Below are 24,013 nucleotides of genomic sequence, written 5' to 3'. Positions count from 1 at the left end.
TTAAATGGCCGCGGAAGAGGCGATAAATTTGTATTTCAGGGCAAATTTATCTGAGTTTGAAAGGAGATTCATTTACATTTGCAGATAAATAACATATTAAGGTTTCACATATTATGTATAAGAAGATTTACCAGGTGGGAGTTGCACTAACCGTTATGGCGACGCCAGCATTAGCGCAACAGACAGAATGGCAACAAATCAACAAGGCTTACAAAACTGGAATGGAATTGTATGAACGCGGGAAATTTGGTTCAGCGTCAGCGCAATTTGATCGTGTTGAAGCCTTACGGACGAAATCCAATCTACAATTGGATGAGACGGAGGAGCTATCTTTATTAAAGGAAAATGTACGGTATTATCAAGCTGTTTGCGCCTTGGAATTGGGGGAGTCAAATGCTGAAAATCGTTTCCTAAAATATATTCAAGATTTTCCTGTTAGCGCCAATTCTAAAGCCGCTTATTTTCAGATCGGTAAATCATATTATGCCAAAAAAGATTATGTTAAAGCGATTGAATGGTTTACAAAGATCGATAGTAAAAACCTTGCTGGTAAAGAGAATGTAGAGTATCGCTTTAAACTAGGTTATGCTTCTTTTATGACAAAAGATTATAAGACAGCAAAACCATTATTTGAGGGATTGAAAGATCAGAAAACTGAATTTCAGGAGGCATCAATCTACTACTATGCGTATTTATGTTATTTAGATGCAGAGTACAAAACTGCTTTAAATGAATTTGAGCGTTTGAACGGTTCCAAACAATTTGAAAACAGTTATCCTTACTACATTACGGCTCTGTATTTCCTAGATAAACGCTACGATGATGTATTGGACTATGCGTTGCCAATCTTATCGCGCACCAAGCAGGAAAATGAGACTGAGATGTTTCGTATTATCGCCGCAACCTACTTTATTAAAGGGGATCTAAAAACATCAAAAGATTATTACGATAAATTCCAGGCGCAAGATCAAGGCAAGACTCAGAATAACCAAGATAGTTATCAGATCGGTTATATCGCTTATAAATTAAAGGATTACGATAAGGCGATTACGGAGCTGGAGAAAATGACCGAGCCTGATGCTTATTACCAATCGGCTATGATTACCTTGGGGGATAGCTTCTTGAAAAAAGGGAACAAACAGTCTGCACGTAATGCCTTCTTCAGAGCATCAAAACTGGACTTTGATCCAGCCATGAAAGAAGAAGGTTTATTCAACTACGCAAAGCTTTCTTATGAATTGGAGTTCCACCAAGTTGCTCTGGCTTCTACACAGGAATATCTAAAAACTTATCCAAAATCGAAACGTCAAGAGGAAGCAAAAACCCTATTAGCGGAAGTCTTGTTAAGTACGAAAAATTACCGTGAGGCGGTCGATATCTTGGAGTCTATTCCCAAACGCGGTAAAGAAGCAAATGCTGCTTACCAAAAAGTAACATATTACAGAGGTTTGGAGTTTTATAACGAGCGTGCTTTTGAAAATGCAATTTCTTTGTTTATACGTTCTGAAGAGCAACGTTATGATGAAGAAATTTACGCCTTGGCTACCTATTGGAAAGCTGAAGCGATGTATGAGGTGCGTAAATATGGTGAAGCAGTAACAAACTTCAATAAGTTCTTACGTTTGCCAGGTGCGAATAAAACAGATGTATACGGTTACGCAAATTATGCTTTAGCCTACGCAGCTTTCCGTAATGGAAACTACAATACAGCAGCGAATTATTTTGAACGTTTCTTGGCCTCAGGTGGTTCAAAAGGTTTAGAGATCAATACCCGTAATGATGCTATCGCGCGTTTGGGTGACTCTTATTTCTCTTCAAAAAACTATGGTAGAGCTTTGACGGAATATAATAAGCTAATTTCTTCAAAAGCACCAAGCCAAGATTATGCCTTGTTCCAACGTGGTGTTATCCAAGGATTGCAAGGTGATAATAATGGTAAAATTTCAACGTTGAATGCTGTCATAGCACAATTTCCGAATTCGAATTATGCGGATGATATTGCTTTTGAAATTCCTTATACTCGTTTCTTGATGGGTGAAAGTGACCAAGCAATTTCTGGACTTCAATCGATGGTGGAAAAATATCCACGAAGCAGTTATGTGCCACGTGCTTTGGTAACGATTGGTTTGGTTCAATATAACCAGGATAATAATGATGCTGCTCTAGCAACATTCCAACGTGTTGTTGACCAATATGCATCTACAGACGAAGCGAGACAGGCCATGCGTTCGATCGAGAATATCTATCTGGATAAAGGGGATGCGACGGGATATATCAAATATGCAACCGGAACCAACTTGGGCGATCTTTCTAAATCGGAACAAGATTCACGCACATTCTCAACAGCAACAACCTTATTCTCTCGTGGAAATTACCAAGGCGCTGTAGAAGCTGTAAATGCGTATTTCGATAAATTCCCTAAACCAAATCAAGAGAAATATGCACGTTTCGTACGTGCAGAAAGTAATGCCGCATTAGGTCATACAGAAGACGCGTTGCATGATTACAACATTATCTTGAACGACTGGACCTCACCATATACGGAGCGTACATTGATTTCGGTCTCTAACCTTTACTTGAAACAAAAGAAATATAATGAAGCTACGCAGTTGTTGAAAAAACTTGAGCTGACTTCTGAATATAAGTCTAATTATGGTTTTGCGATCAATAACCTGATGGTTTCTTATTATGAAATCGGTGATTATAAAGAAGCATTAAACTATACCAACGCAGTGAAAAACTACGAGAAATCTTCCGAAGAGGAGATTGCAAATGCGTTTTTATATGCTGGTAAATGTTATGTCAAGCAGAACAAAAAAGCGGAAGCTATGAAAGAGTTTAGCTTAGCGGCTTTGAAGAGCCGTACCGTATTTGGTGCTGAAGCGAAATACAATGTTGCTGTCATTCAATTAGAAAACAAACAATACGATGCTTGTATAAAAACAGCAATGGACTTGTCTGACAATTTCTCTTCTTATGAATATTGGGTGGCAAAAAGCTTTATCACAATGGCAGATGCTTATGCTGGTAAAGGCGATGCATTCCAGGCGAAAGCAACACTTGAATCAATTGTGGATAATTACGATGCGAAAGATGATATTTTGCCTGCAGCAAAAGAGCGTCTAAATAAATTGAACAACAAAAAGAAATAGGATACAATGAAGAAGTTGCAAAATAGAAATGTGAAGAAATATACCTTAGCAGCGCTTTTGATGGGCGTGGGATTGAATTCTTTTGCACAAGAAACAGGCAAGAAGAACGATCCTGAAAAACCGGTCACTATTGATTCTTTTGATGTTGTTCGTGATTACAAACCGATTCTTGCAGATGCTGTAAAAATCCGTCGTAGTCCTGATATGACCAACAAACGGGAATATCAGCCAAAATTAAACTATGGTAATATTATTGATAAAAAATTGGATATCAATACAGGTCTGAAACAACTGAATGTGCAAGAGATACCATTTGCACAGCCTTTTGAACACAGCAGTAACTATGTCAAATTTGGTGTAGGTAATTATAATACCATTTTAGGCGAGGCGTATTTAGCTTCCGAGCAGTTTGAAAATACACGTTTTGGGTTATTTGCGAAACATTTAAGCCAAAAAGGTAATATTGATGGTCAGAAATTCAGTACACAGGATGTTGGTATTTTTGGACGTCGTGTATTGGATGCCGTGACTGTAAAAGGAACAATCGGTTACAATAGATATGGTACGAATTTCTACGGTCAAACATTTGACCAACCAGGGACAACATTATTGAATACATCACCAGACAAACAAACATTTACTGATATTTATTTAAACGGTGAGCTAGCGAGTAATGTTGATCCGAAGAATGAGCAGTCAATGAGCTACTCCGCTAAAGTAGATGGTTACCTATTCAAGGATGCTTATAAAGCCAAGGAAAATTCCTTTGCCCTATCGGGATATTTGAATAAACGCATGAGTGCTTTCAATGTTGGAGCCAATGTGAGCGTGACCATGAACGATGTCAAAAACGAAAATGACACTGCAAATGTGAAAAATAATTTGTTTTTGATCAATCCATACATTCGATTTAAAGGAGATAACTATAATGTAACTTTGGGTGCCAACCTGACTTCGGAATTTGGTGACGAATCCCGTTTCAATGTTTTCCCATCGGTGGAAGCCGATTTTTCTTTGGCTCCAGAATATATCTCTTTATTTGCCGGTGTTAACGGAAATGTGAGACAGGGTTCATTCCGCAACTTTGCGAAGGAAAATCCTTATTTGGCGCCAAATGTTAGAATCGCCAATTCCATTGAAAAATTGAATGTATATGGTGGTTTAAAAGGGAATGCTGGTGCGACATTTGGCTATAAAGTAAAGGTATTTTACAAGCAGATCGAAGGACTACCTTTGTTTAAGAATAGTGCATTTGGCAATGGCCAGGATGGTTATATTCCTTGGGCTTTTGATGTGGTCTATGATGGTCAGATCAATAAAGCTAAGCATATGGGATTGGAAGGGGAGATTAATGTACGCTTATCACAATTGGTTAACCTAGGCGGTAAAGTATTTATTGATGACTATAATCTGAGCGATGAAGAAGAGGCATGGGGCTTACCTAAATTTAGGTTGCAAGCCAATGCACGTTTCAATATCTCGGATAAATTCTTTGTGGATGCAGAGCTTTCTAGCCAAGGTAATACCTATGCGTATGTTTACGATTATAACACCGATGGTAGCCGTGTTACGGATAATAGTGGAACTCCTGTTGGAAGAAAAGTCACGATTGCTTCCTTTGCGGATTTAAATGCTGGTGCTGAATACCGAATTAAAAAACAATTTGGTGTTTTCGTGAAAGCAAATAATATCTTTGGAAAGGAATATCAGCGTTACATGTATTATCCAAGATTGGGATTCAATGTAATTGGTGGTCTTAATTATTCGTTTTAACGAATTAAGATTATAAATTTGCATTTTAAATCATAGAACAATGAATCTAGGCAAAAACATCAATAGTTTATTAAGACGCTATGCGGAAGTATACGTGCCCGGAATAGGTGTGTTCAAAAGAATTCATTCTCCGGCTCAATTTGATAAACAGAATAATGTGTTTTTGCCACCTATATCCTATGTCGAACTGGACTATTCTGCACAACATGGATTCAATATCGTGCATTATATTCAACAACAGGAAAACTTAAGTTTGGGGCAGGCGCAGCAAATTCTGGATGATACTGTGGGCACGTTAAGAAATGACTTAGGGCAATTTGGTCAGGTAAAGCTGGATGATCTCGGTCTATTGATTAGCTACGGTTCAAGTTTGGTATTTAAGCCTTTAGATTTATCTGGCTTTAATTTTCAACCTGTTGTCAATCTCGTTGGTCCTGAAATTGAAACCGTTATTCCGGTACGGGAGGATGAACATGGACTTGCTGAATCGGAGGAAGCCCTAGTGTCAGAACCTAATGAAGAATTGGTTAATGAGCCGAATGCTGTTGTTGACAACAATGTTGAAGCCGAAGAGAAAACTGTAAACGAACAGCGAGAGCCGCTAGATTTAGAAAATGATGACAATTTTACACCGATTGAATCCGTAACCGAATTGGTCGAACCTATCGCTCCGATCGTGGAGGAGGATAGCATAGCGGAAAATACTGTGGAGGATGATGCCAAGGTTGAAGCTGAACTTTTAGATACTGCAGCTGTTTCAACACTGATAGATGAGAACGATAATCAGGCAGTTGCTGAAGATGAGAAAATCGCGGAAAAAGAAGTTGGTGCTATTGCTGCTGCAAATTCTGCTTATGCGCCCAATATCTATGAGGAGGAACCGCGCAATTCAAATGCAATCTGGTATTGGATAACAGCGGCCATTGTATTGGTCATGATTGCAGTGGGTGTTTTATATACAAATCCGGGGCTGAAAAATTCGCTGTTTGGTGGGACACAACCGGCCCTAAAACCTGCTGGTGATACAATTGTTCAGAAAAATAATTTACCGATCAATGATACAATATCCAACACATTAGTGGCGGACAGTTTAAAGAAGGCGGATTCTCTAGCGAAAATAGCTCCTGATTCATTAAAAGGTACAGCCGTGACTGGCGGAAAGAAGACACCTGCACAAGCTCCGGTTTTGCAGGCAGATCCAGTTATCAAGGAATCTATTCCTGTTGCACAACCAAAGTATCAGCTCGTTATTGGTTCTGCACGTACAATGGCACAGGCGGAGGAGGAGGCAAAACGTCTTCGGGCGCTAGGTTATAAGACCGCGCGTGCTGTGGAAGGGAAGTTTAAAAAGAATAGAAAGAAAGTCATCTTGAATACCTACATGACAAAAGCGGAGGCCGACCTCGCTCAAAAATCTGTAGAGAAAAAAATTGAAGGTGCTTGGGTAGAAACATTATAGAAACTATATAAAACTATTAATAATTATGTCATTAGTGCAAGATACAGCAAGGGCTGCTGTAGATACGTTTAATCAAGCTGCGCAACAACCGTTACCTGCTGCTGCTAGTACAGAAAACATGAGTTTGATCGATATGATGATCAAAGGGGGATGGATAATGGTTCCAATCCTATTACTGTTCTTTATTGGATTGGTTATCTTTTTTGAACGCTATCTGACTATTCGCAGAGCAGCCAAATACGATAATAGTTTGATGTCTCAAGTGAAAGCAAATGTATTGTCGGGAAATTTAGACTCAGCGTTGGCTGTATGTCGTTCCAGTAACTCGGCCTTAGGACGTATGTTGCAGAAGGGACTATTACGAGTCGGCAGACCAATCAAAGATATTGAAGGTGCGATTGAAAACGTGGGTAAATTGGAAGTTGCCAAATTGGAGAAAAACATCAATATCCTTGGTATTATCGCGGGTATAGCACCAATGCTTGGTTTCGTTGGTACTATCTTTGGAGTAATCCGGATTTTCCATGAGGTAGAATTGGCGGGTGGTATTGACATCGCATCCGTTTCCGGTGGTCTATATGTGAAAATGGTGTCTTCAGCTTCGGGTCTTGCTGTCGGTATCTTGGCTTATTTAGGCTATCATATTTTAAATATGATGGTTGAACGATTGATTTTACGTATGGAAACCGATGCAGTAGAATTTATTGATTTATTGGATGAACCAGGAAGATAATGAACTTACGAAGTAGAAAAAATAAACCATCTGCCGAAGTCCATACTTCAGCGTTAAACGACATCATGTTTTTCCTGATGTTGTTTTTCCTGTTGGCATCGGCGGTTTCGAATCCGCAAGTGGTCAAGCTATTGTTGCCAAAGTCGAGTGCAGGTGAGCAATCTGTTGCGAAAAAGACGCTTACAATATCCATCACAAAGGAATTGGGCTATTTCATTGATAAAAATCCGGTCCCTGTAGAGGGGTTGGAGGCGGCTATCCAGTCGCAAATGGCTAGTGGAGAAGAATTGACGATTATGCTTTACGTCGATAATACTGTTCCTATCCAAAATGTCATTTCGGTTATGGATGTAGCCAATCGTCTGAAAGTGAAGGTAGTCTTGGCAACGGAACCAAAAAAAGATAAGTAGGAACAATTAAACTTTTTCGAAGTTTATTGCTCATATGTTAATATAGGAGATTTATACAATGAGATATCATCTTCAACATGAAGAAAATAATTTCCCCAAAGCTTTGGGGATATCTACATTGGTCATGGCATCGTTGCTGTTGATTGGTTTCTTTGTGGTTTTTAAAGCACAAGCACCGGATGAGTATGGTATGGGCGGTATGATCGTCAACTATGGTACCTCTCCTGAAGGGATGGGGGATGATTACATGAGTGTGGAGGAACCTTCTGTGGATCCCAACGCAAATAATGAGCGTCCAGATCGTATAGACCCTGTGGAGACACCTACGCCAACGCCTACACAACAAGTTGCTGAAAAGGCAGTTGTCACGCAGGATCTGGAAGAGGCACCTGCTGTGACAAAAACAGAAAAGAAAGTGGTGTCAAAGGCGCCTGAAACGACCAAAGAAACAAAAGCAGTGGCGCCACAGGCAAATGCAAAAGCGCTTTTCAAAGGAAATAAAAATAATGGTAAGGGCGCTGGTGATGGTACAGGTACAACACCCGGAAATCAAGGTTCTAAATTAGGGGATCCTTTGGCCAGCAATTATGGTGAAGGAGGATCAGGCAATGGCAACATGATGTTGTCCATTGAAAACCGTAGTTTTACACAACGACCAAGCATTGATGATAATGGCCAACAAGCTGGAAAGGTTGCTGTGGAATTCAGAGTGAATAAGCAGGGCGTTATTACCTATGCCCGTGCTGGTGTAAAAGGTACGACGATCACAGATCCTTCTTTATTGGAGAAATGTGAACGTGCCGTTAGAGGGGCGCGACTAAATCAATTGCCTAATGCCCCTGATACCCAAACAGGGCGGATTGTATTCAATTTTAGATTAAGATAAAAATCATTCAGATGAATGCTTATAAGGAGGTAATCGAGTATCTATATACTCGATTACCTATGTTTACAAGGGATGGCGCCTCGGCCTTCAAAAAAGACCTTGACAATACCATCAAACTTTGCAACGCGCTAGACAACCCGCAGCAAAAATTCAACACCTTACACATCGCTGGTACCAATGGAAAGGGATCTACTTCCCATATGCTTGCGGCTATATTGAGCGAAGCAGGCTATAAGACCGGGCTCTATACTTCACCACATTTACTGGATTTCAGAGAACGTATCCGTGTCGATGGTATGATGTGTGAACAGGAATTTGTTACGGATTTTGTTCAAACACACAAGGCTTTGATAGAAGAGGTAAATCCTTCTTTTTTTGAAATTACAGTAGCGATGGCTTTTGATTATTTTGAGAAGAGTAAAGTCGATATAGCTGTTATTGAAGTAGGACTCGGCGGACGATTGGACAGTACGAATATTATCCAGCCATTACTGTCTGTAATCACCAACATCGGTTTTGACCACATGAATATGCTTGGAAATACATTAGCTGAGATTGCTGGTGAGAAAGCAGGTATTATTAAAAGAAATACACCAGTGGTGATTTCTGAATATGCTTCTGAAACAGCATCTGTTTTCTTGGATAAAGCACATGTAGAACAGGCACCTATCCGATTTGCTTCCCAGGTATATCAAACAAGGATGCTAAGTGTAGACCAGGATTACCTGCATATTGAAGCTATTGATGAAAATGGTGCTGAAGAACTTTATCAACTAGACCTTAAAGGGTCATATCAGGTGAAGAACCTTGCTGGTGTTCTTTTGGCGGTCGACGAATTACGTAAACAAGGATTTCAAATCAGTCGCCTTCATGTGCATGAAGCCTTGAAAAAGGTGCAATTTACTACAGGTATTCAGGGGCGTTGGCAACAGTTATCCAAAGATCCTTTTATAATCTGTGATACGGGACACAATGAAGATGGAATTCATGAGGTTATAAAAAATCTGAACAGCACCAGCTATAACAAATTACACTTTGTCATTGGTGCTATGCGGGATAAAGATCTATCGCACATGTTACCCTATCTACCCAAAGATGCCGTTTATTATTTCTCAGCGCCGGATATGCCAAGAGCAATGCCCTCGGATTTGCTCCGTGAAGAGGCTGTGGTATTTGATTTGTATGGGGGAGACTACTCCTCTGTACAGGAAGCTTTTGTGGCTGCTAAAGCTGCCTATGAAGATGGCGACTTAATTTTTGTGGGTGGTAGTAATTTTGTGGTGGCTGAAGTCTTGGTCGCAATAGATAAGGGATTATAGTGTAAAGGATAAGGATCAGAGATACTGGGTTTGTCAGCCTAAGCTAATCTACACAGTCTATGATCCTTTTTCCTTGATTTTTACGCAGCATTTTATTCCTGAATTATCTGTTTTTATTGATTCGTATTTTTTTCTTTAAGGTATCAATGAATCCGCTACGTTCGGCTTATTGGCCAGAAAGAACCTTCAATTGATTTTCATAGCAGTTGGTGCTTGTGAAAGTATGAAGATTTTTATTCCTTTTTTCTAATCATTAACAGTCAATTCTCCGCGAATATCTTTTTCGGCCCAGTAGGCAACTTCTTTTTGATCTTCGAGTTCGCCCTGAAGATACATCAACTTGGTGACAGCAGCTTCAAATGTAAGGTCATATCCATTGAGTACACCAATGGCTTTCAGACCTTGTGAGGTTTCATATCTCCCCAATTCAACCGAGCCAACCTTACATTGCGAAATATTAAGGATATTCTTTCCCTGTTCTATAGCTTCTTTTAATAAATCCAGAAACCAGCTGTCTGTCGTGGTATTGCCCGATCCAAAAGTTTCCATCACAATAGATCTTACATCCGAATCAAGAACCGATTTGATTGTCTGTGCAGATATTCCAGGAAAAAGTTTCAATACAGCAACTCGGTTGTCTAACTTGGTATGTAGGATAAATTCTTTATCAATGTTATTCAATAAAGCATCTGTATTGTATTTAAGGTGGATGCCAGCCTCCACGAGTACGGGGTAATTTGGCGATCTAAATGCTTCAAATTTAGCTGAGTTATATTTGAAAGAGCGATTTCCACGGAATAACTTGTTATCAAAAAGGATACATACTTCCTGGATAATGGAAACACCATCTTGTTTTGCGGAAGCAATTTCAAGTGCCGTCATCATATTCTCGCGCGCATCGGTACGGATTTCTCCAATAGGCAATTGTGAACCAGAAAGGATTACTGGTTTTTGAAGTCCCTCTAACATAAAACTCAATACAGAAGCTGTGAATGCCATTGTATCCGAACCATGTAAAATAACAAAGCCATCGTAGTTGGCATAATTATCCTTTATGATCTGGGCCATTTCTATCCAGATCTCTGGCTTCATGTTGGAAGAATCGATGATCGGTTCGAAAGAGTGTACGGTCAATTTATAATCCAGACGGCTTAAATCAGGAAGATTACGCTTGATCAGTTCAAAATCGAAGGGTACAAAAGTGCCTGTTTCGTCTTTGACCATTCCAATGGTTCCGCCAGTGTAGATAATAAAGATATTGTGCATGGGATTCTATAGATTATATACCAAAAATACGTTTTGAATTTGCTGTTGTAATTTCTGCCACCTGTTCAATGGATACCGCATGTAGATCGGCTACTTTTTGTGCAATATAGACTAGATAGCTGCTTTCGTTTTCTTTGCCACGGTAGGGGACAGGAGCAAGGTAAGGAGCGTCTGTTTCCAATACGATATGTTTTAAATCGATCTCTTTGACGACGTTGTCCAATCCTGCCTTTTTAAAGGTGACAACACCACCTATACCAAGCGCAAAACCTAAGTCAATGGCATGGTGGGCTTGCTCCAATGTCCCGGTGAAGCAATGAAGTATGCCAAACAACTTTTCGTCATGAAGTTCTTCCAGTAACTCGAATAATTCAGTGAAGGCTTCACGGCAATGAATGTCGATGGGTAAATTAAGGTCTTTAGCCCATTGCACTTGTGTTCGAAAAGCATCTTTTTGAATTTCCAATGTGCTTTTATCCCAATAAAGATCCAAACCAATTTCACCTATGGCATGGACTTTGTTGTTCTCCAAGCTCTTTTGGATATTGTTTAATTCGTCTACATAGTTTTCCTTAACATCGCAAGGGTGTAGTCCTAGCATAGGAAAACAGTGTTCCGGGTAAGCTGCAACCGTATCGAATACAGGTTTGATAGAAGCACTATTTACGTTTGGTAAAAAGAGTCTTTCTATATGGTTGTCTAAACAACGTTGTAGGTGTTCTTGCAGTTTATTGGTACCGGCGTGGTAGTAAATGTGTGTATGTGTATCAGTAAGCAACATAGTTTTCTGCGTGGAGGCAAAAGCGGATTAGGGTAAAAACTTCTTTTTATTATAATCGAATAAAGAGGTAGGCTTCATTACCAAAATTTCAATTCGTTCTCCAAAGATAACTTATTAATTAACAAAATGAAAATTAATAACGGATTCTCTTACTGCTTGATAATTGAGCTAGAAAAATCGAAAAGGAGAATTTGAGTCATATATGGGCTATACTTTTTTTCTTATCTTGGAAAAAATAGCATGTGGTAAAACATACTTTATTATTTGCTGTTAAACAGAAGAACGGTTGTTGCCCTATTTTTTAAAGAATAAATGAATCATATGATGAATAAGAAACTATGCATAGGGTTGTTTGCCTTTGTGTCAGTTGTGTGTTTAAATAAGCTGCATGCGCAGTCGCTGGTCGACCCATCGGTAAAAGATATTATTCAAAAAGCCTTTCAAACAAATAAGGAATTAAAACTAAAGGCATATGAAGTTGACAAAGCGCGATTGGAGGCAGAGGGTGTAAAAGCGAACAGGCTACCACATGTATCGGCCTTGGGATTATACGGATATGTGCATAGCAACGGTAGCGTAGATATTCCTACCGTGAATGTTCCACTCTTGAATTTGGGGCTTTTTGAGGGGGCTACTGGATTTAGCATGCATGGACAGGCGGCATATGCGGGTGTTTCGGTGAAACAAATTATCTTTTCAGGATTACAAATACCTAATGGAATAAAGGCCTTAAAAGAGAAGGCCGTTGCACAGCAATATCTGGAATCTGCGAGCCGTGAGACGCTGTCAAAAGATATTATTGCTTCCTTTGATCAGCTCATGCTCCTGGAAGAGGTCGATAAGCTTATTGTAGATTCGGAGAAAAGATTAAAAAAAGAACAAGAAAAGGTCAATAAAGCAATTCAACATGGCTTGGCTATTCCTTATGACCGTGATAAACTCAAATTGGCTCTGCTGGAACTGGAAGAAAAAAAAGTTGAGGTAGCTGGAAATCGGGATCTCCTCTGTCAAAAAATTCAACAGGAAGCCGGTGTTCCTTTTCAGGAAGTCAATGGGATTCACTATGGACTGAAACCGATATTTTTGTCGGAGATCCCCAACGATGTTGAGCAACGATCAGAACTTAAGGCATTGGAGGCTTCATCAAAAGCCTATGAATACCTCTACAAAAAGGAAAAAGGGGGCGCTCTTCCAGCGGTTTTTGCCTTTGGATCGGCAAACTACTTAAATGTATTCAATTCAAAATTGAGTGTCAAAGACCAACCGTTATTGGGAACGGTGAACCTTCCATTAAATTCAATCAAGGGAAGTCCAAATCTCTTGGTTGGACTCGGAGTAAAATGGGATCTTTATACTGGAGGGGAGCATCATAACAAGATTAAACAGGTCAAACTTGATCAAACCATTAATGCTACAAAGAAGGAAGATACGGAGGAAAAACTAAATCTGTTATTGCGTAAAAATAGCGTTAGCTATAGTACGGGAAATCAAAAGCTGAAAGTAGGCGAACAACAACTGAAGGTTGCTGAAAACAACTTATCTATGGCCGTAAAGCAATATCAGGCGGGATTGATTGATGTGACAGAATTGTTGGCTGCCGAAAACGACTGGTATAAGGTCAATTTGGGCTATTTTAATAACGTTTTGCAACAACGAAATGCTGCAGTTGAATTATTACACACATCTGGAAAATTATTACAAACTATACATGAGTAACATGAAAAATTTATATGGGATATTAGCCTTGTCTATTTTTGTTTCCTGTACAAATCAAGTGAAAGAAAAGCCTATTGAGGGAAAAGCGGAGCGCGAACAGGTGACTGTGGTTACGAAAGTGCCCGGTAAAATTGCTAAGATCTTTGTTGCAGAGGGGGATTTTGTACATGCTGGTGATACTTTGGCTATTTTGAGCATTCCTGAAGTGGACGCAAAGGAAGAACAGGCGAAAGGGGCACTACAGTCTGCTGATGCACAATATAATATGGCTGTCAAAGGCGCGACCAAAGGGCAACTGGTTCAACTGCAGGCAAAGGTAGATGGTCTGAAGGAGCAATATGAGTTCGCAAAGAAATCAATTGGTAGACTTGAGGCGCTATTGCAGGATAGTCTGATTCCTCAGCAAAAGTATGATGAGACTTATGCAAAGTATCAAGGTGCTAAAAACCAATATCTTGCTGCACAGGCAGAAATGGCCGAAGCTAGGGCTGGTGCCCGACAAGAACAACAAGTGATGGCATTGGGGCAAAAAGAAAGAGCACTTGGAGCTGTGTCTGAGGTTAATGTTGCTGCACAGGAAAAATACGTGATTGCACCACAGGATATGAGCGTGGAGACAATCAATCTAAAAGTTGGTGAACTGGCGATGGCTGGCTATCCAATTGTTAACGGATACCTTGATCGTTCTACTTATTTTAGATTTACACTGCCTGAAAATCAGATCGGAAAATTACAAAAAGGTGTTACCGTAACGGTTGAAATACCTTATTTGAACCATAAAAAGGTGCCGGCTAAGATCGTTAGTGTTAAAGCATTGAATTCCTATGCCAATATTGCATCGGCTTACCCAGATTTTGATCCGCAGCAGGCTGTATTTGAATTAAAGATCGTACCTGAGGATATCGCTGGAACAAAAGATTTGTTAACAAAAACGCTCGTGGTTCTCCATGCGAATTAAAGTGAATGGATGTGAAAAGATTTCTAGAATTAATCCAACGGGAGTTTAAGCTCTTTTTTAATAATAAGGTACTGCTGATGCTCTTTTTAGGAGCACCTGTACTATATGGTATTTTGGTTGGGCATGTTTATCAACAGGGCAAGGTTACCGAAATGCCTGTTATCGTAGTGGATGAAGATAACAGCCCTTTAAGCAGTTCATTTATAGATATGCTTTCGGACAATGAGAGCATTCAGGTTGCGAAGGTATTGCCATCCTTGTTTGATTCTAAGGATGTTGCTATTCAATATGATGCAACGACAATTGTTCATATCCCAAGGGGATTTGCTTCTGGTGTACAACAGAGCCGTTTGCCGGAGGTGACCGTGTTTGTTGATGGGGCGAATACATTAACCTCAAATACAGCTTTAATGGCTGTCAATGTCTGTGCGATGACGCTCAAGGCTGGTATACAGATTCAATCGCAAATGAAGCGTGGAGTACCGGCAAAGGTGGCGGCCCAACAGTATGAACCTTTTAAGACAACAATAGTCAAACAAAATATTCGAAGCGGAAATTATCTCTATTTTATGCTGCCGGGGGTACTCATTACCGTATTGCAGCAGGTATTGTTATTGGGCTTGGCCCTATCTTTTTCCTCAGAATTTGAGGGAAATACGTTCGCTGATCTTGTCAAGAAAGTTTCCAATCCGATTGGACTTATTCTCGTCAAGATATTACCTTATGTTTTGATGTCTATCGGGATATTGGTATTATATTGGGCTTTTGGTAAGTACTATCGAATGCCACTCCAAGCGGACTTTGGCCGTTTTGTGCTTTGTACCTTGGTCTTTCTGTTGGCTGTATGTTTTATAGGTGTGCTTGTGAGTATGGTTTTGCCGTCCCAACTGAAATCAACAGAAGTGTTAATGGTAGTCGCGACACCAGCTTTTATCTTGAGTGGTTTTACTTGGCCTTCGAGCCTAATGCCGGGCTGGGTACAGGCTATTGCTAACGTTATCCCTTCTACACATTATCTTCGGATTTTTAGATTGCTATTTATCCAGCATGCTGAAAACTATCATACCAACAAACCGTTAATTGCATTGACTATTATTATGATTATCAGTTTTGTGCTGGCAGTTGCTGTACTTTGGTGGAAGATAAGAAAATTAAAGCAGGCTGATAAAAAGCAACAGGTGAAGGTTTAAAAAACAATGTTTAAACAAAAGAGCCGTTCCAAAACATGGAACGGCTCTTTTGTTTTTTAGCCGAATTTATCTGGCAAATTATTTTTTTGCTGCTGGAGCTTTTGCCGTAGGGGCAGTAGCAGTTGGAGCAACTACACCTGGCATTGTTGCCGCTGGTGTTGGAGCTGGAACTTTTCCTGGTTTGATATCCAATACCTCAACTTCAAATACCAATGGTGCATATGGAGGAATTTTACCTTGAGGACGATCGCCATAAGCCAATGAAGAAGGGATTACTAAAGTTGCTTTAGTGCCTTTGTTAAACAATTGGAATGCTTCAGTCCATCCTGGGATAACACCATCAACACCTAATTGGAATTTCAATGCTTCGTAAGGACGTTGTGGCATGAAAATTCCTTCTTTCTTTGCGATATCCGGAAGGTTCGTATCAAATACTTTTCCAGTAGTCAATGAACCTACATAATTAACATGGAGAGAATCACCTACTTTAGCATTTGCTCCTGTTCCAGGTTTAGTGATTACGTATTGAAGTCCTGAAGCTGTTTTTGTTGTTTTTAAGCTTTTATCTTTGATATATTTATCCAATTTTGCAGGCTCAGCAGCTTTGTGTTTGTTCAATTCTTCTTCAAAGTATTTTTGAACTTGTTCACCTAATTGTTGATCTGTTAATTTTCCTTTTTTGAAGTGTTTTTTGACTTTAATTGAGAAAACTAAAAACTTGTCAGCAAATTCTGGTTTAGGTTGATGTGTTTTTGCAGCCATAGAATCCAAATTAATTTTGAATACCAAGCTATCACCTTCACCAACATATTTGAATAGACCTGTAGGGTCTCCAGGATTTTTTGCAATAACACTATCTGGATATAATTGAACGATCTGAGGAATACCCATTTCGTAAGTGCTGCTCATTACAGAGTCTCTATCTGTCGATTGTACAATGTCAATTGCTAATAAATCGCCTGATACTGCTTTCTCTTTTGCATTATCATCCACGATTTTATACTCAAGACCACCTTCAGCCTTTTTGAATTTTTGGCATGACGTCATCAAAAGACCGGCAGCCGCGAAAAATAGAATTGCTTTCTTCATTTTCTAATGTATGTTACGATATCTTATTTTGTTAATATTTCTTTATAATTTGGTAAAATCGATTTGAATTTGGCGATCACAACAGCTAGGCTATCTTTCGAATTTCCGCCTGATGCATTAAGATGACCTCCCCCGTTGAAATACAATTTACAGATTTCATTACAAGGAACTTCTCCAATCGATCGCAAAGATAGTTTAATTTGTTCATTTCTGTCAATAATTAACGCAGCTAATCTAATTCCTTTAATGGAAAGTGCGTAATTGACCAAACCTTCTGTATCTCCAGTGATGACCTGAAATTGATTGAGGTCTTCTTTGGTGACATGAATGACTGCCGTATTATACTCATGAATAACTTCAAGACGGTTGAGAAGGCAAAACCCAAGGAACTTGAGACGAGTTTCCGAAGAGCTATTGTATATTTCTTCGTGGATCGCCCAATTTTGTGCGCCACAATCAATGAGAGTTGCGATGATACGGTGAATTTCTGAAGTGGTAGAACGAAAACGAAAAGATCCTGTATCAGTCATAATCCCAGTATATAAACAAGTAGCCATATCAGCGCTAATGTTGTCCGCATCTTGCATCTCATTCACCAAAAAGCGGTAGATCAATTGTGCAGTCGCAGCAGCAGATGGATCCCAAAATGCATAATCTTCAAACCCTTCTGGATCCAAATGATGATCGATCATGCATTTGATCCCTTTTGCTTGGCGAATAGGATCACCCATCTCATGAATGCGAGCCAGCCCATTGAAGTCCAAACAGAATAATAAATCTGCAGCTTCAATCTGTTGATTATGTAGGTTGATATTTTGCGTATAAATCTGTATATTTTCTAAACCGGGTAACCAGTCCAAAAAAGCAGGAAAATCTGATGGTACGATTAGATTGACATGGTGTCCTTTTGCGGTTAACCAAAAATACAATCCCAACGATGAACCCAATGCATCGCCGTCAGGTTTGTAATGCGTGGTGATTACAATGTGCTTTGGTTCAGCCAATAATTCTTTTAATTCTTCCGATTTTAGCATAGTCATATTAAGTCTGCAAACCTACTATAAAAAATTTAGATTAGACAAATTTTTTATAAACATCTTTCGCGTCTTATTGTGTTTTGTTTTGGAGTTAAAAAAATGATTTTCAGTTATTTAGAATTTGTAGGTGTAAACCTTAAAATCCTTTTTCATACAAATCAAATAATTAGCATTGTCGCCATAGTTAATTGGTCCATAATAGAATTTTGAAAATCCTTCGATAGGGAATCCATCCTGTACTAAACCATCTGAGCCGAAAAGATAAATCATCCGATTGTCTGTACCGACTCCCAAGACGTCGGATTTTCCAATCCGCTTAAAGAATAAAGGTCTGTTGCTTGCATCTTCGATAAATTTATATTCGAAATAGGATGATGAGTCTCTGCTGCTATAAGCATTCAATTTATTGTTGGCCAAAATGATAAAGTCTCTGTCTGCACCGCCACTGATATCTTCAAAATTAAAGAACGCATCTTTGCCCCAGCTGCCTAATTTAATTTTTTTTGCTTCACCTTCAAAAGGAACTTTGAAAATACTGCCTTTATTATCGGCAACATAGACAAACGAATTTTTTTCATCTGAGGCTGCTACTAAACCAATCGGATTCCGAACGCTTTCGCCGTCTGTATCTAAGCTTTGTTTGCGAATGATCTTACCATTTTCATTGAAAAAATAAACAGAAGCTGTGCTTGTACCCGCTATAATGTAATTGGTTTGCCCCAGTGTGGTTATTTTTAGATCAAAAAGTATACGGCTGTCTACCGTATTATTTTCAAATCCCTCTACTCTTTTGCCATCTAACGCATAGGCTAAGATCCGATCTGTTGCAGGAATATAGATACGTTGTTCTTTATTGAAGTTAGATACTGTGGCCCCATAGCTAGCCGTATAAGGTAATTCGACAGAAAAACCATTCATATTCTTTCCGTCAGGCCTGATCCGATATAGTCTGCTTTTGGTGACAATAATGATGCTGAGATCTTGCAATTGAATTGGTTCACCCAAAATCTCGCCTTGAAACAAATTTTGCCAAAGTTCTTTTCCGTCTGGTGAAAATGCATGGACAGTATGATCCTGCTCCTGGATCATTATAAATTTGTTTTTGCCATCCTGATCCAAAACCCATGGTTTGTTGATGATGCGGCTTTCGAGCTGAACAGTCCATTCAGGTTTTCCTCCAAGTCGTGTATCACTTTTGTAAAGAGCGTATAAGTTGGACGAGAATGTCCCTTGATTACCACTTAATTGATAGGACCATGAGTAGAAATTTTGAAAACCAAACTGCTCTTCATCTTTGAAATTCTTGGCATAATCAGATTTTAAATTATCTAAGATATTGCTTTTGCCAGCTTTGGGTTCTAAATAGAAGGTTACATTGCTACGGCTATTTTGTAAAGTGGCGTGATTTTTGAAAATTGCTGTTCCCGATAGAAATTGCTTTTCACGGAAAGATTCACGATAATCTCTCAGGATGCCTGTTCGATTTGCGACAACCATTATACCATCAACGATGGTAAAGTATGGCCTTGTAAAGCTTTTGAACGGCTCTCCGAAGGAGGCATATAATAGCTGGGAATATTTAAATTGATAGATCGAGTCACCGACAGATGAACTGAATTTTTTGAAGTTATTTGCAAATAAGCTCGAATCGGATATGCTGATCAGGCCAAGTACATCTTGATTGTCTAATTCAGCCAACGCAAATTCATCATTAAAAAGAGGGGCGATGACACTATCGAATGATACCTTTGTATCGTCCTCAAGATTTTTAATGCTTTTGCTTACGCGATCGTACTCTTTTTGCTGAATCAATAGTTCTTTGAGCCCCGAACGGAAGCTATGTGGATCGGAAATACTGAAATCAATATATGATGCTGCATTTTTTGGTAAGTAGTTTCCTAATGCCTGCACTTGAGCGGTTTGATTGGCAAACAATTGTAAATAGCTGTTTTTACTTCCTGTTAGATCAGTTACGCCCTTGAAGATAAGCGCATCCTGTTTGAAATTCATATTCCAGGAAGTTTGTCCCTTGAGAGAATCAATTAAATTAAGGTAATTGCCAAATTTGGATTTCATCAATATTCGGGCAACCTGCGCTAACTGTTCATTGAAAAAATATAAACTGAGCGGTGTATTCTTATTGTTGTGATTGACGAAGAATTCAATTTGCTTTGTGTTTATTTTTTTTACATTCTTATCGAAAATTTTCGCAAGTACCTGTTTTGAATAGCTGGCAAAAATAATTTCATGGGAATAAGCGCAATAGAGCGTACTGTCTTTTATTCCTTTATTGAGTCCAAAGAATCGTTGGCCCAGTGTATCAAAGGGTTGAACTTTATAATTGTCTCCGATCTGCCCGATAAGGGTTGCCAGCGCGTTATTGTCAAGGCTCTGCCCAACTTGTACACTATAAAGAGGTGTTATCTGATCTTTTTCTTGATGAAAAGACAGTAATATCTGTTGCCCAGAGACGAAAGGTGTCAATTGTTCACTTTGCAATAACTCTGTTTTTAATCGCTCGAGATTACTAAAATTTCCCTGTCCTATAATGGCTTTAAATAATTCGTAATCCTTAAATATCGTGTCTACGGTCTCGTTATTGGCAAAGGATGTTATGGCCAGCGTATTTTCAGGGAGGTATTGTAAGGCCTTGGAATCCTGTTTATTATTTTTGTTGAAATCTCCGAAAAGATAAATCGTTGCCGCAATGACAGCGATGAACAATAGAATAGTGATGATTATTGTTTTTTTCATCAGAATATATATTTATGAGTGCTCATCTTCAATGGTATAGATGAACACGTTTCAGTCAATTTGTTTTTTATAGTAATGAAGCTATCAACCTGAATAAACTTATGATGGTTTCATCAGTAAAACAAACCTAACAAAAATATGCGGGAAGCGCTAGAAAATCATCTCAATAATGGGGCTTTGTAATATAAATTTAACAAAATATTCCTTATTTTGTTCGGTTTTTAATACATTTATCGGAGAAACACGTTTTCAGCATTCACTTTATAATAATGAATAAGAGAATCATTTTAGCCGCTTCGCTATTGGGAGCATTAGCTGTAATATTAGGTGCATTTGGCGCTCACGGTCTAGAAGGAAAGGTAAGTGCATATCATATCGAAACTTGGAAAACTGCAAATCAGTATCATTTCTATCATACCTTTGCATTGTTATTTTTATCGACTTTTTCGCGTGCGAAAACCTACTCAATCAAGGTGTCCTTTATTGCTTTTATTGTTGGTATTTTGTTTTTTTCAGGATCCTTATATATCCTTAGCATCAGGGAAATAACTGGTTTCGGAAATCCGGCTATCTTAGGTCCCATAACACCTTTAGGTGGCTTGTCATTGATTATCGGTTGGATAGCCTTATTTGTAGCGGCACTAAAAAATAAATCGTAATCCTACTGTTTAATAGAATAAAGCTTGCTAGCTTTTTAGATAAAGAGCCTTCCAACGATTAAAAATCTAGGAGGGCTTTTATTTTGAGAGAGGTCACTCACGTATTCTTTCTGTCGCTTTTTTTTGTATTTTTATCCCATAATAAGAAATTATGTCCAATCCGCAGTCTTCGATTTTTAGTGAAAGAGATACCTTGTTTATTGATGTGGTTCTACCGTTAGCTCTAGCACGAACATATACTTATCGTATTCCGGCTGACTGGAATGATCGGGTACAGATTGGGGTTCGGGTCATTGTGCAATTTGGACGAAACAAGATTTATTCGGCGGTCGTGAAATCGATCAGCAAAGAAGCTCCACTGAAATACGAAGCAAAGTATATTTTAGATATCATTGATGATAAACCTATCGTCAACCTTGCCCAGTTTAAGTTGTGGGATTGGTTGGCAGATTACTATATGTGCAGTTTGGGTGAAGTCATGCAGGCCGCACTTCCAGCAGCTTTAAAACTGGCAAGTGAAACCAAAGTGATCTCTTCTATAACAGAAGAATTTGATCGTTCGACACTCTCGGATAAAGAATACCTGATTATTGAGGCCCTGGAGGTGGCGGGAGAACTTAAAGTCAATGATATCGTGAAGTTATTGGGCCAGAAAACCGTATTTCCGATATTGAAGCAATTGTTTGACAAAGGGGTCGTACTTATCTCCGAGGAAATAACAGAAAGATATAAACCCAAAACAAAAGTATTCTTACGTTTTGCCCCTGACTTTAGAAATGAGGATGCCAAACGAGAATTATTGGATAGTCTCAATCGTGCTCCCAAACAGCAAGATGCAGTTTTGGCATTTATGCAACTTGTTAAAAAGACTGAAGAGATTACACGTCCGATGTTGGCAGAAGCTTCAGGTTGCGGTAATGGTGCTATCACGGCATTGATCGACAAAGGTGTATTTGAAGTGAAGGAGAAGGTCGTATCGAGATTTCAGGGAGAGGATATAGAACTAGATGCTAATTTTCAATTCAATGAAAATCAACAGCGTGCCTATAATGAGATCCAACAGTCTTTTGAGGAAAAAGAGGTAACACTTTTGCATGGGGTAACTGCTTCAGGGAAAACTCAGCTCTATATACGACTTATCGAACAGGCAATAGCTGAAGGAAAATCAGCTTTGTATCTTCTGCCTGAGATCGCATTGACAGCACAGATTACTGCGCGATTAAAATTGCACTTTGGTGATAAGCTTGGTGTTTATCATTCGAAATTCAATGATAATGAACGTGCAGAGGTATGGCATAAGGTGATGAAAAATGAGTTTCAAGTTGTTATTGGTGCCCGTTCTTCTGTATTTCTTCCGTTTCAGGATTTGGGAATTATTATTGTCGATGAGGAACATGAAAGCTCATACAAACAATTTGATCCTGCACCGCGCTACCATGCGCGGGATACAGCCATTTATCTCGGCTTTTTACATCAGACTAAGGTGCTTTTGGGATCCGCAACACCATCGTTGGAAAGTTATTATAATGCTAAAGCAAAGAAGTATGGCTTTGTGCAGTTATTGGAGCGTTATGGCAATGCGCAGTTGCCGAGTATTGAGCTAGTCAATATTCCTGAAGAAGGACGAAAGGAAAATATGTTCTCCTATTTCTCCGGAACACTGTTAAAAGCTATTGAAGAAGCTGTTAAGAATAAGGAACAGGTTATTCTGTTTCAGAATAGACGCGGACACACCACCATGATCCAGTGTAATACCTGTGGTTTTGTTGCCAAATGCGTGAATTGCGATGTCAGTTTGACCTATCATAAAAGTTCCAATATGATGCATTGTCATTACTGTGGGCATGTTGAGCCACCGCTTCGGGTCTGTCCAGCTTGTGGAATGCCACATATTGAAAGTAAGGGCTTTGGAACAGAGCGGGTGGAAGAAGAACTTGAATTGCTGATGCCCGAGATCCGGATAGGCCGATTGGATCTGGATTCGACAAAAGGAAAATATGGCTTTGATAAGATTATTACGGCTTTCGATGAGCATGAGTTTGATGTGCTGATTGGGACACAAATGGTGGCCAAAGGACTGGATTTTGGACGTGTTAGTTTAATCGGTGTTGTGAATGCGGATACCATTATTAATTTTCCTGATTTTCGTGCCTATGAGCGTTCCTTCTCGCTCTTTTCCCAAGTTGCAGGCCGAGCCGGTCGTCGGGAAGCAGGTGGACGAGTGATTATTCAAAGTTATACGACAAATCATAGAGTCTTAGAGCAAGTCGTTAACAATGATTATGAAGGGATGTTTATGACGGAAATTACTGAGCGTAAGAATTACCTTTACCCACCTTTTTACCGACTTATTCGCATTGATATTAAGCATACGGATTTTCAAAAATGCTATGATGCCGCGAATCGTTTTGCAGCTGCTTTACGACCACAGCTCGGAGCTAGGGTATTGGGACCCGAACCACCGCTGGTCTCCCGTGTCCGAAATAATTTTATTCAGACGATTACGTTGAAGATTGAACGCACAAATATTAGTATCGCTAGGGTAAAGGAGTTGATTCGTTCGGTTTTATTGGATTTTGAGATTGATAAGACCAATAGCGGCGTTCGTGTTCAGGTCGATGTTGACCCTTATTAACGACATGTTTTTTATGTTCTCGTAGCGTCGGATCATGTGCTAACTGATCTGAACTTTTTGTAATGAAATTTCTGTAACTTTTTGATAATGTTACAGATATGATTTTTTTATTTGATTGTGATTTGTTGTGTGGTCTACGTTTAGTATTGTATATTGCTTTGATATTAAGTGATTTGTGAATAGTTCGGCTAAATAT

17 protein-coding genes are annotated in these 24,013 nt (G+C 39.2%); 12 read left to right on the top strand and 5 right to left on the bottom strand.

From position 1 onward, the window contains the following. Positions 1-113: 113 nt before the first annotated feature. From AC07UV_RS13785 to AC07UV_RS13755, 7 genes are read left to right on the top strand one after another with little or no spacing between them, the layout of a single operon-like run. A complete protein-coding gene (locus AC07UV_RS13785; protein ID WP_495184172.1) occupies positions 114-3,152 on the top strand; it encodes a tetratricopeptide repeat protein in 3,039 nt (1,012 codons plus the stop codon). 6 nt (positions 3,153-3,158) lie between these two features. Next, positions 3,159-4,925 carry a hypothetical protein gene (locus AC07UV_RS13780; RefSeq protein WP_495184171.1) on the top strand — a complete coding sequence of 589 codons (1,767 nt, stop codon included), beginning with the start codon at positions 3,159-3,161 and terminating at the stop codon, positions 4,923-4,925. A 40-nt stretch (positions 4,926-4,965) separates the two neighbouring features. Then, a complete protein-coding gene (locus AC07UV_RS13775; protein WP_495184170.1) occupies positions 4,966-6,384 on the top strand; it encodes an HU domain-containing protein in 1,419 nt (472 codons plus the stop codon). Positions 6,385-6,409: 25 nt separating this feature from the next. Then, positions 6,410-7,117, top strand: a complete 708-nt coding sequence (locus AC07UV_RS13770; protein WP_120260062.1) for a MotA/TolQ/ExbB proton channel family protein — start codon at positions 6,410-6,412, stop codon at positions 7,115-7,117. After that, entirely contained in the window at positions 7,117-7,527 is a 411-nt protein-coding gene (locus tag AC07UV_RS13765) for an ExbD/TolR family protein (RefSeq protein WP_282252298.1), read from the top strand. The genes AC07UV_RS13770 and AC07UV_RS13765 overlap by 1 nt, the downstream gene beginning before the upstream one ends. Before the next feature lie 58 nt (positions 7,528-7,585). Then, positions 7,586-8,413, top strand: coding sequence for an energy transducer TonB (locus AC07UV_RS13760; protein WP_120260060.1), 828 nt, complete (start codon positions 7,586-7,588; stop codon positions 8,411-8,413). An 11-nt stretch (positions 8,414-8,424) separates the two neighbouring features. Beyond that, entirely contained in the window at positions 8,425-9,732 is a 1,308-nt protein-coding gene (locus tag AC07UV_RS13755; protein ID WP_495184169.1) for a bifunctional folylpolyglutamate synthase/dihydrofolate synthase, read from the top strand. Between the two features lie 246 nt (positions 9,733-9,978). Here the strand turns inward: AC07UV_RS13755 and AC07UV_RS13750 are convergent, their stop codons facing one another. Further along, positions 9,979-10,998 (bottom strand): asparaginase, encoded by a 1,020-nt coding sequence (locus AC07UV_RS13750; RefSeq protein WP_495184168.1) that lies wholly within the window; start codon positions 10,996-10,998, stop codon positions 9,979-9,981. A gap of 13 nt (positions 10,999-11,011) precedes the next feature. After that, a complete protein-coding gene (locus tag AC07UV_RS13745; protein ID WP_495184167.1) occupies positions 11,012-11,779 on the bottom strand; it encodes a TatD family hydrolase in 768 nt (255 codons plus the stop codon). 321 nt (positions 11,780-12,100) lie between these two features. Here AC07UV_RS13745 and AC07UV_RS13740 point away from each other — a divergent pair, with 321 nt between their 5' ends. Genes AC07UV_RS13740 through AC07UV_RS13730 form a run of 3 tightly spaced genes read left to right on the top strand, consistent with a single transcriptional unit; the run spans position 12,101 to position 15,643 of the window. Then, complete coding sequence (locus AC07UV_RS13740) at positions 12,101-13,495, top strand: TolC family protein (RefSeq protein WP_495184166.1); 1,395 nt, start codon at positions 12,101-12,103, stop codon at positions 13,493-13,495. Position 13,496: 1 nt separating this feature from the next. Further along, positions 13,497-14,453, top strand: coding sequence for an HlyD family secretion protein (locus tag AC07UV_RS13735; protein WP_495184165.1), 957 nt, complete (start codon positions 13,497-13,499; stop codon positions 14,451-14,453). 11 nt (positions 14,454-14,464) lie between these two features. Continuing rightward, positions 14,465-15,643 carry an ABC transporter permease gene (locus AC07UV_RS13730; protein ID WP_282252308.1) on the top strand — a complete coding sequence of 393 codons (1,179 nt, stop codon included), beginning with the start codon at positions 14,465-14,467 and terminating at the stop codon, positions 15,641-15,643. Positions 15,644-15,721: 78 nt separating this feature from the next. Here the strand turns inward: AC07UV_RS13730 and AC07UV_RS13725 are convergent, their stop codons facing one another. From AC07UV_RS13725 to AC07UV_RS13715, 3 genes are all read right to left on the bottom strand, one after another. After that, complete coding sequence (locus AC07UV_RS13725; RefSeq protein ID WP_335994188.1) at positions 15,722-16,636, bottom strand: FKBP-type peptidyl-prolyl cis-trans isomerase; 915 nt, start codon at positions 16,634-16,636, stop codon at positions 15,722-15,724. 119 nt (positions 16,637-16,755) lie between these two features. Then, positions 16,756-17,766, bottom strand: a complete 1,011-nt coding sequence (locus AC07UV_RS13720) for a DHH family phosphoesterase (RefSeq protein WP_282256160.1) — start codon at positions 17,764-17,766, stop codon at positions 16,756-16,758. Positions 17,767-17,883: 117 nt separating this feature from the next. Then, on the bottom strand, positions 17,884-20,523 hold the full coding sequence (locus AC07UV_RS13715; protein WP_495184164.1) for a hypothetical protein: 2,640 nt from the start codon (positions 20,521-20,523) through the stop codon (positions 17,884-17,886). Positions 20,524-20,792: 269 nt separating this feature from the next. On the opposite strand from AC07UV_RS13715, the gene AC07UV_RS13710 reads away from it, so the two are divergent. Next, on the top strand, positions 20,793-21,182 hold the full coding sequence (locus AC07UV_RS13710; protein WP_120260053.1) for a DUF423 domain-containing protein: 390 nt from the start codon (positions 20,793-20,795) through the stop codon (positions 21,180-21,182). A gap of 151 nt (positions 21,183-21,333) precedes the next feature. Then, positions 21,334-23,817 carry a replication restart helicase PriA gene (priA, locus tag AC07UV_RS13705; protein WP_495184163.1) on the top strand — a complete coding sequence of 828 codons (2,484 nt, stop codon included), beginning with the start codon at positions 21,334-21,336 and terminating at the stop codon, positions 23,815-23,817. The last annotated feature ends 196 nt before the right edge of the window (positions 23,818-24,013 follow it).

Source organism: Sphingobacterium sp. GW821-FHT03E03, assembly GCF_059420745.1.
Note: the sequence above shows the minus strand (reverse complement) of the source record. Positions and strands in the feature narration are given on the sequence as shown.

Coding starts and splice junctions, on each gene's coding strand:
- AC07UV_RS13760 (WP_120260060.1), top strand. CDS start 7,586: ATGAGATATCATCTTCAACATGAAGAAAATAATTTCCCCAAAGCTTTG.
- AC07UV_RS13785 (WP_495184172.1), top strand. CDS start 114: ATGTATAAGAAGATTTACCAGGTGGGAGTTGCACTAACCGTTATGGCG.
- AC07UV_RS13715 (WP_495184164.1), bottom strand. CDS start 20,523: ATGAAAAAAACAATAATCATCACTATTCTATTGTTCATCGCTGTCATT.
- AC07UV_RS13740 (WP_495184166.1), top strand. CDS start 12,101: ATGATGAATAAGAAACTATGCATAGGGTTGTTTGCCTTTGTGTCAGTT.
- AC07UV_RS13780 (WP_495184171.1), top strand. CDS start 3,159: ATGAAGAAGTTGCAAAATAGAAATGTGAAGAAATATACCTTAGCAGCG.
- AC07UV_RS13765 (WP_282252298.1), top strand. CDS start 7,117: ATGAACTTACGAAGTAGAAAAAATAAACCATCTGCCGAAGTCCATACT.
- AC07UV_RS13775 (WP_495184170.1), top strand. CDS start 4,966: ATGAATCTAGGCAAAAACATCAATAGTTTATTAAGACGCTATGCGGAA.
- priA (WP_495184163.1), top strand. CDS start 21,334: ATGTCCAATCCGCAGTCTTCGATTTTTAGTGAAAGAGATACCTTGTTT.
- AC07UV_RS13770 (WP_120260062.1), top strand. CDS start 6,410: ATGTCATTAGTGCAAGATACAGCAAGGGCTGCTGTAGATACGTTTAAT.
- AC07UV_RS13735 (WP_495184165.1), top strand. CDS start 13,497: ATGAAAAATTTATATGGGATATTAGCCTTGTCTATTTTTGTTTCCTGT.
- AC07UV_RS13745 (WP_495184167.1), bottom strand. CDS start 11,779: ATGTTGCTTACTGATACACATACACACATTTACTACCACGCCGGTACC.
- AC07UV_RS13750 (WP_495184168.1), bottom strand. CDS start 10,998: ATGCACAATATCTTTATTATCTACACTGGCGGAACCATTGGAATGGTC.
- AC07UV_RS13710 (WP_120260053.1), top strand. CDS start 20,793: ATGAATAAGAGAATCATTTTAGCCGCTTCGCTATTGGGAGCATTAGCT.
- AC07UV_RS13720 (WP_282256160.1), bottom strand. CDS start 17,766: ATGCTAAAATCGGAAGAATTAAAAGAATTATTGGCTGAACCAAAGCAC.
- AC07UV_RS13755 (WP_495184169.1), top strand. CDS start 8,425: ATGAATGCTTATAAGGAGGTAATCGAGTATCTATATACTCGATTACCT.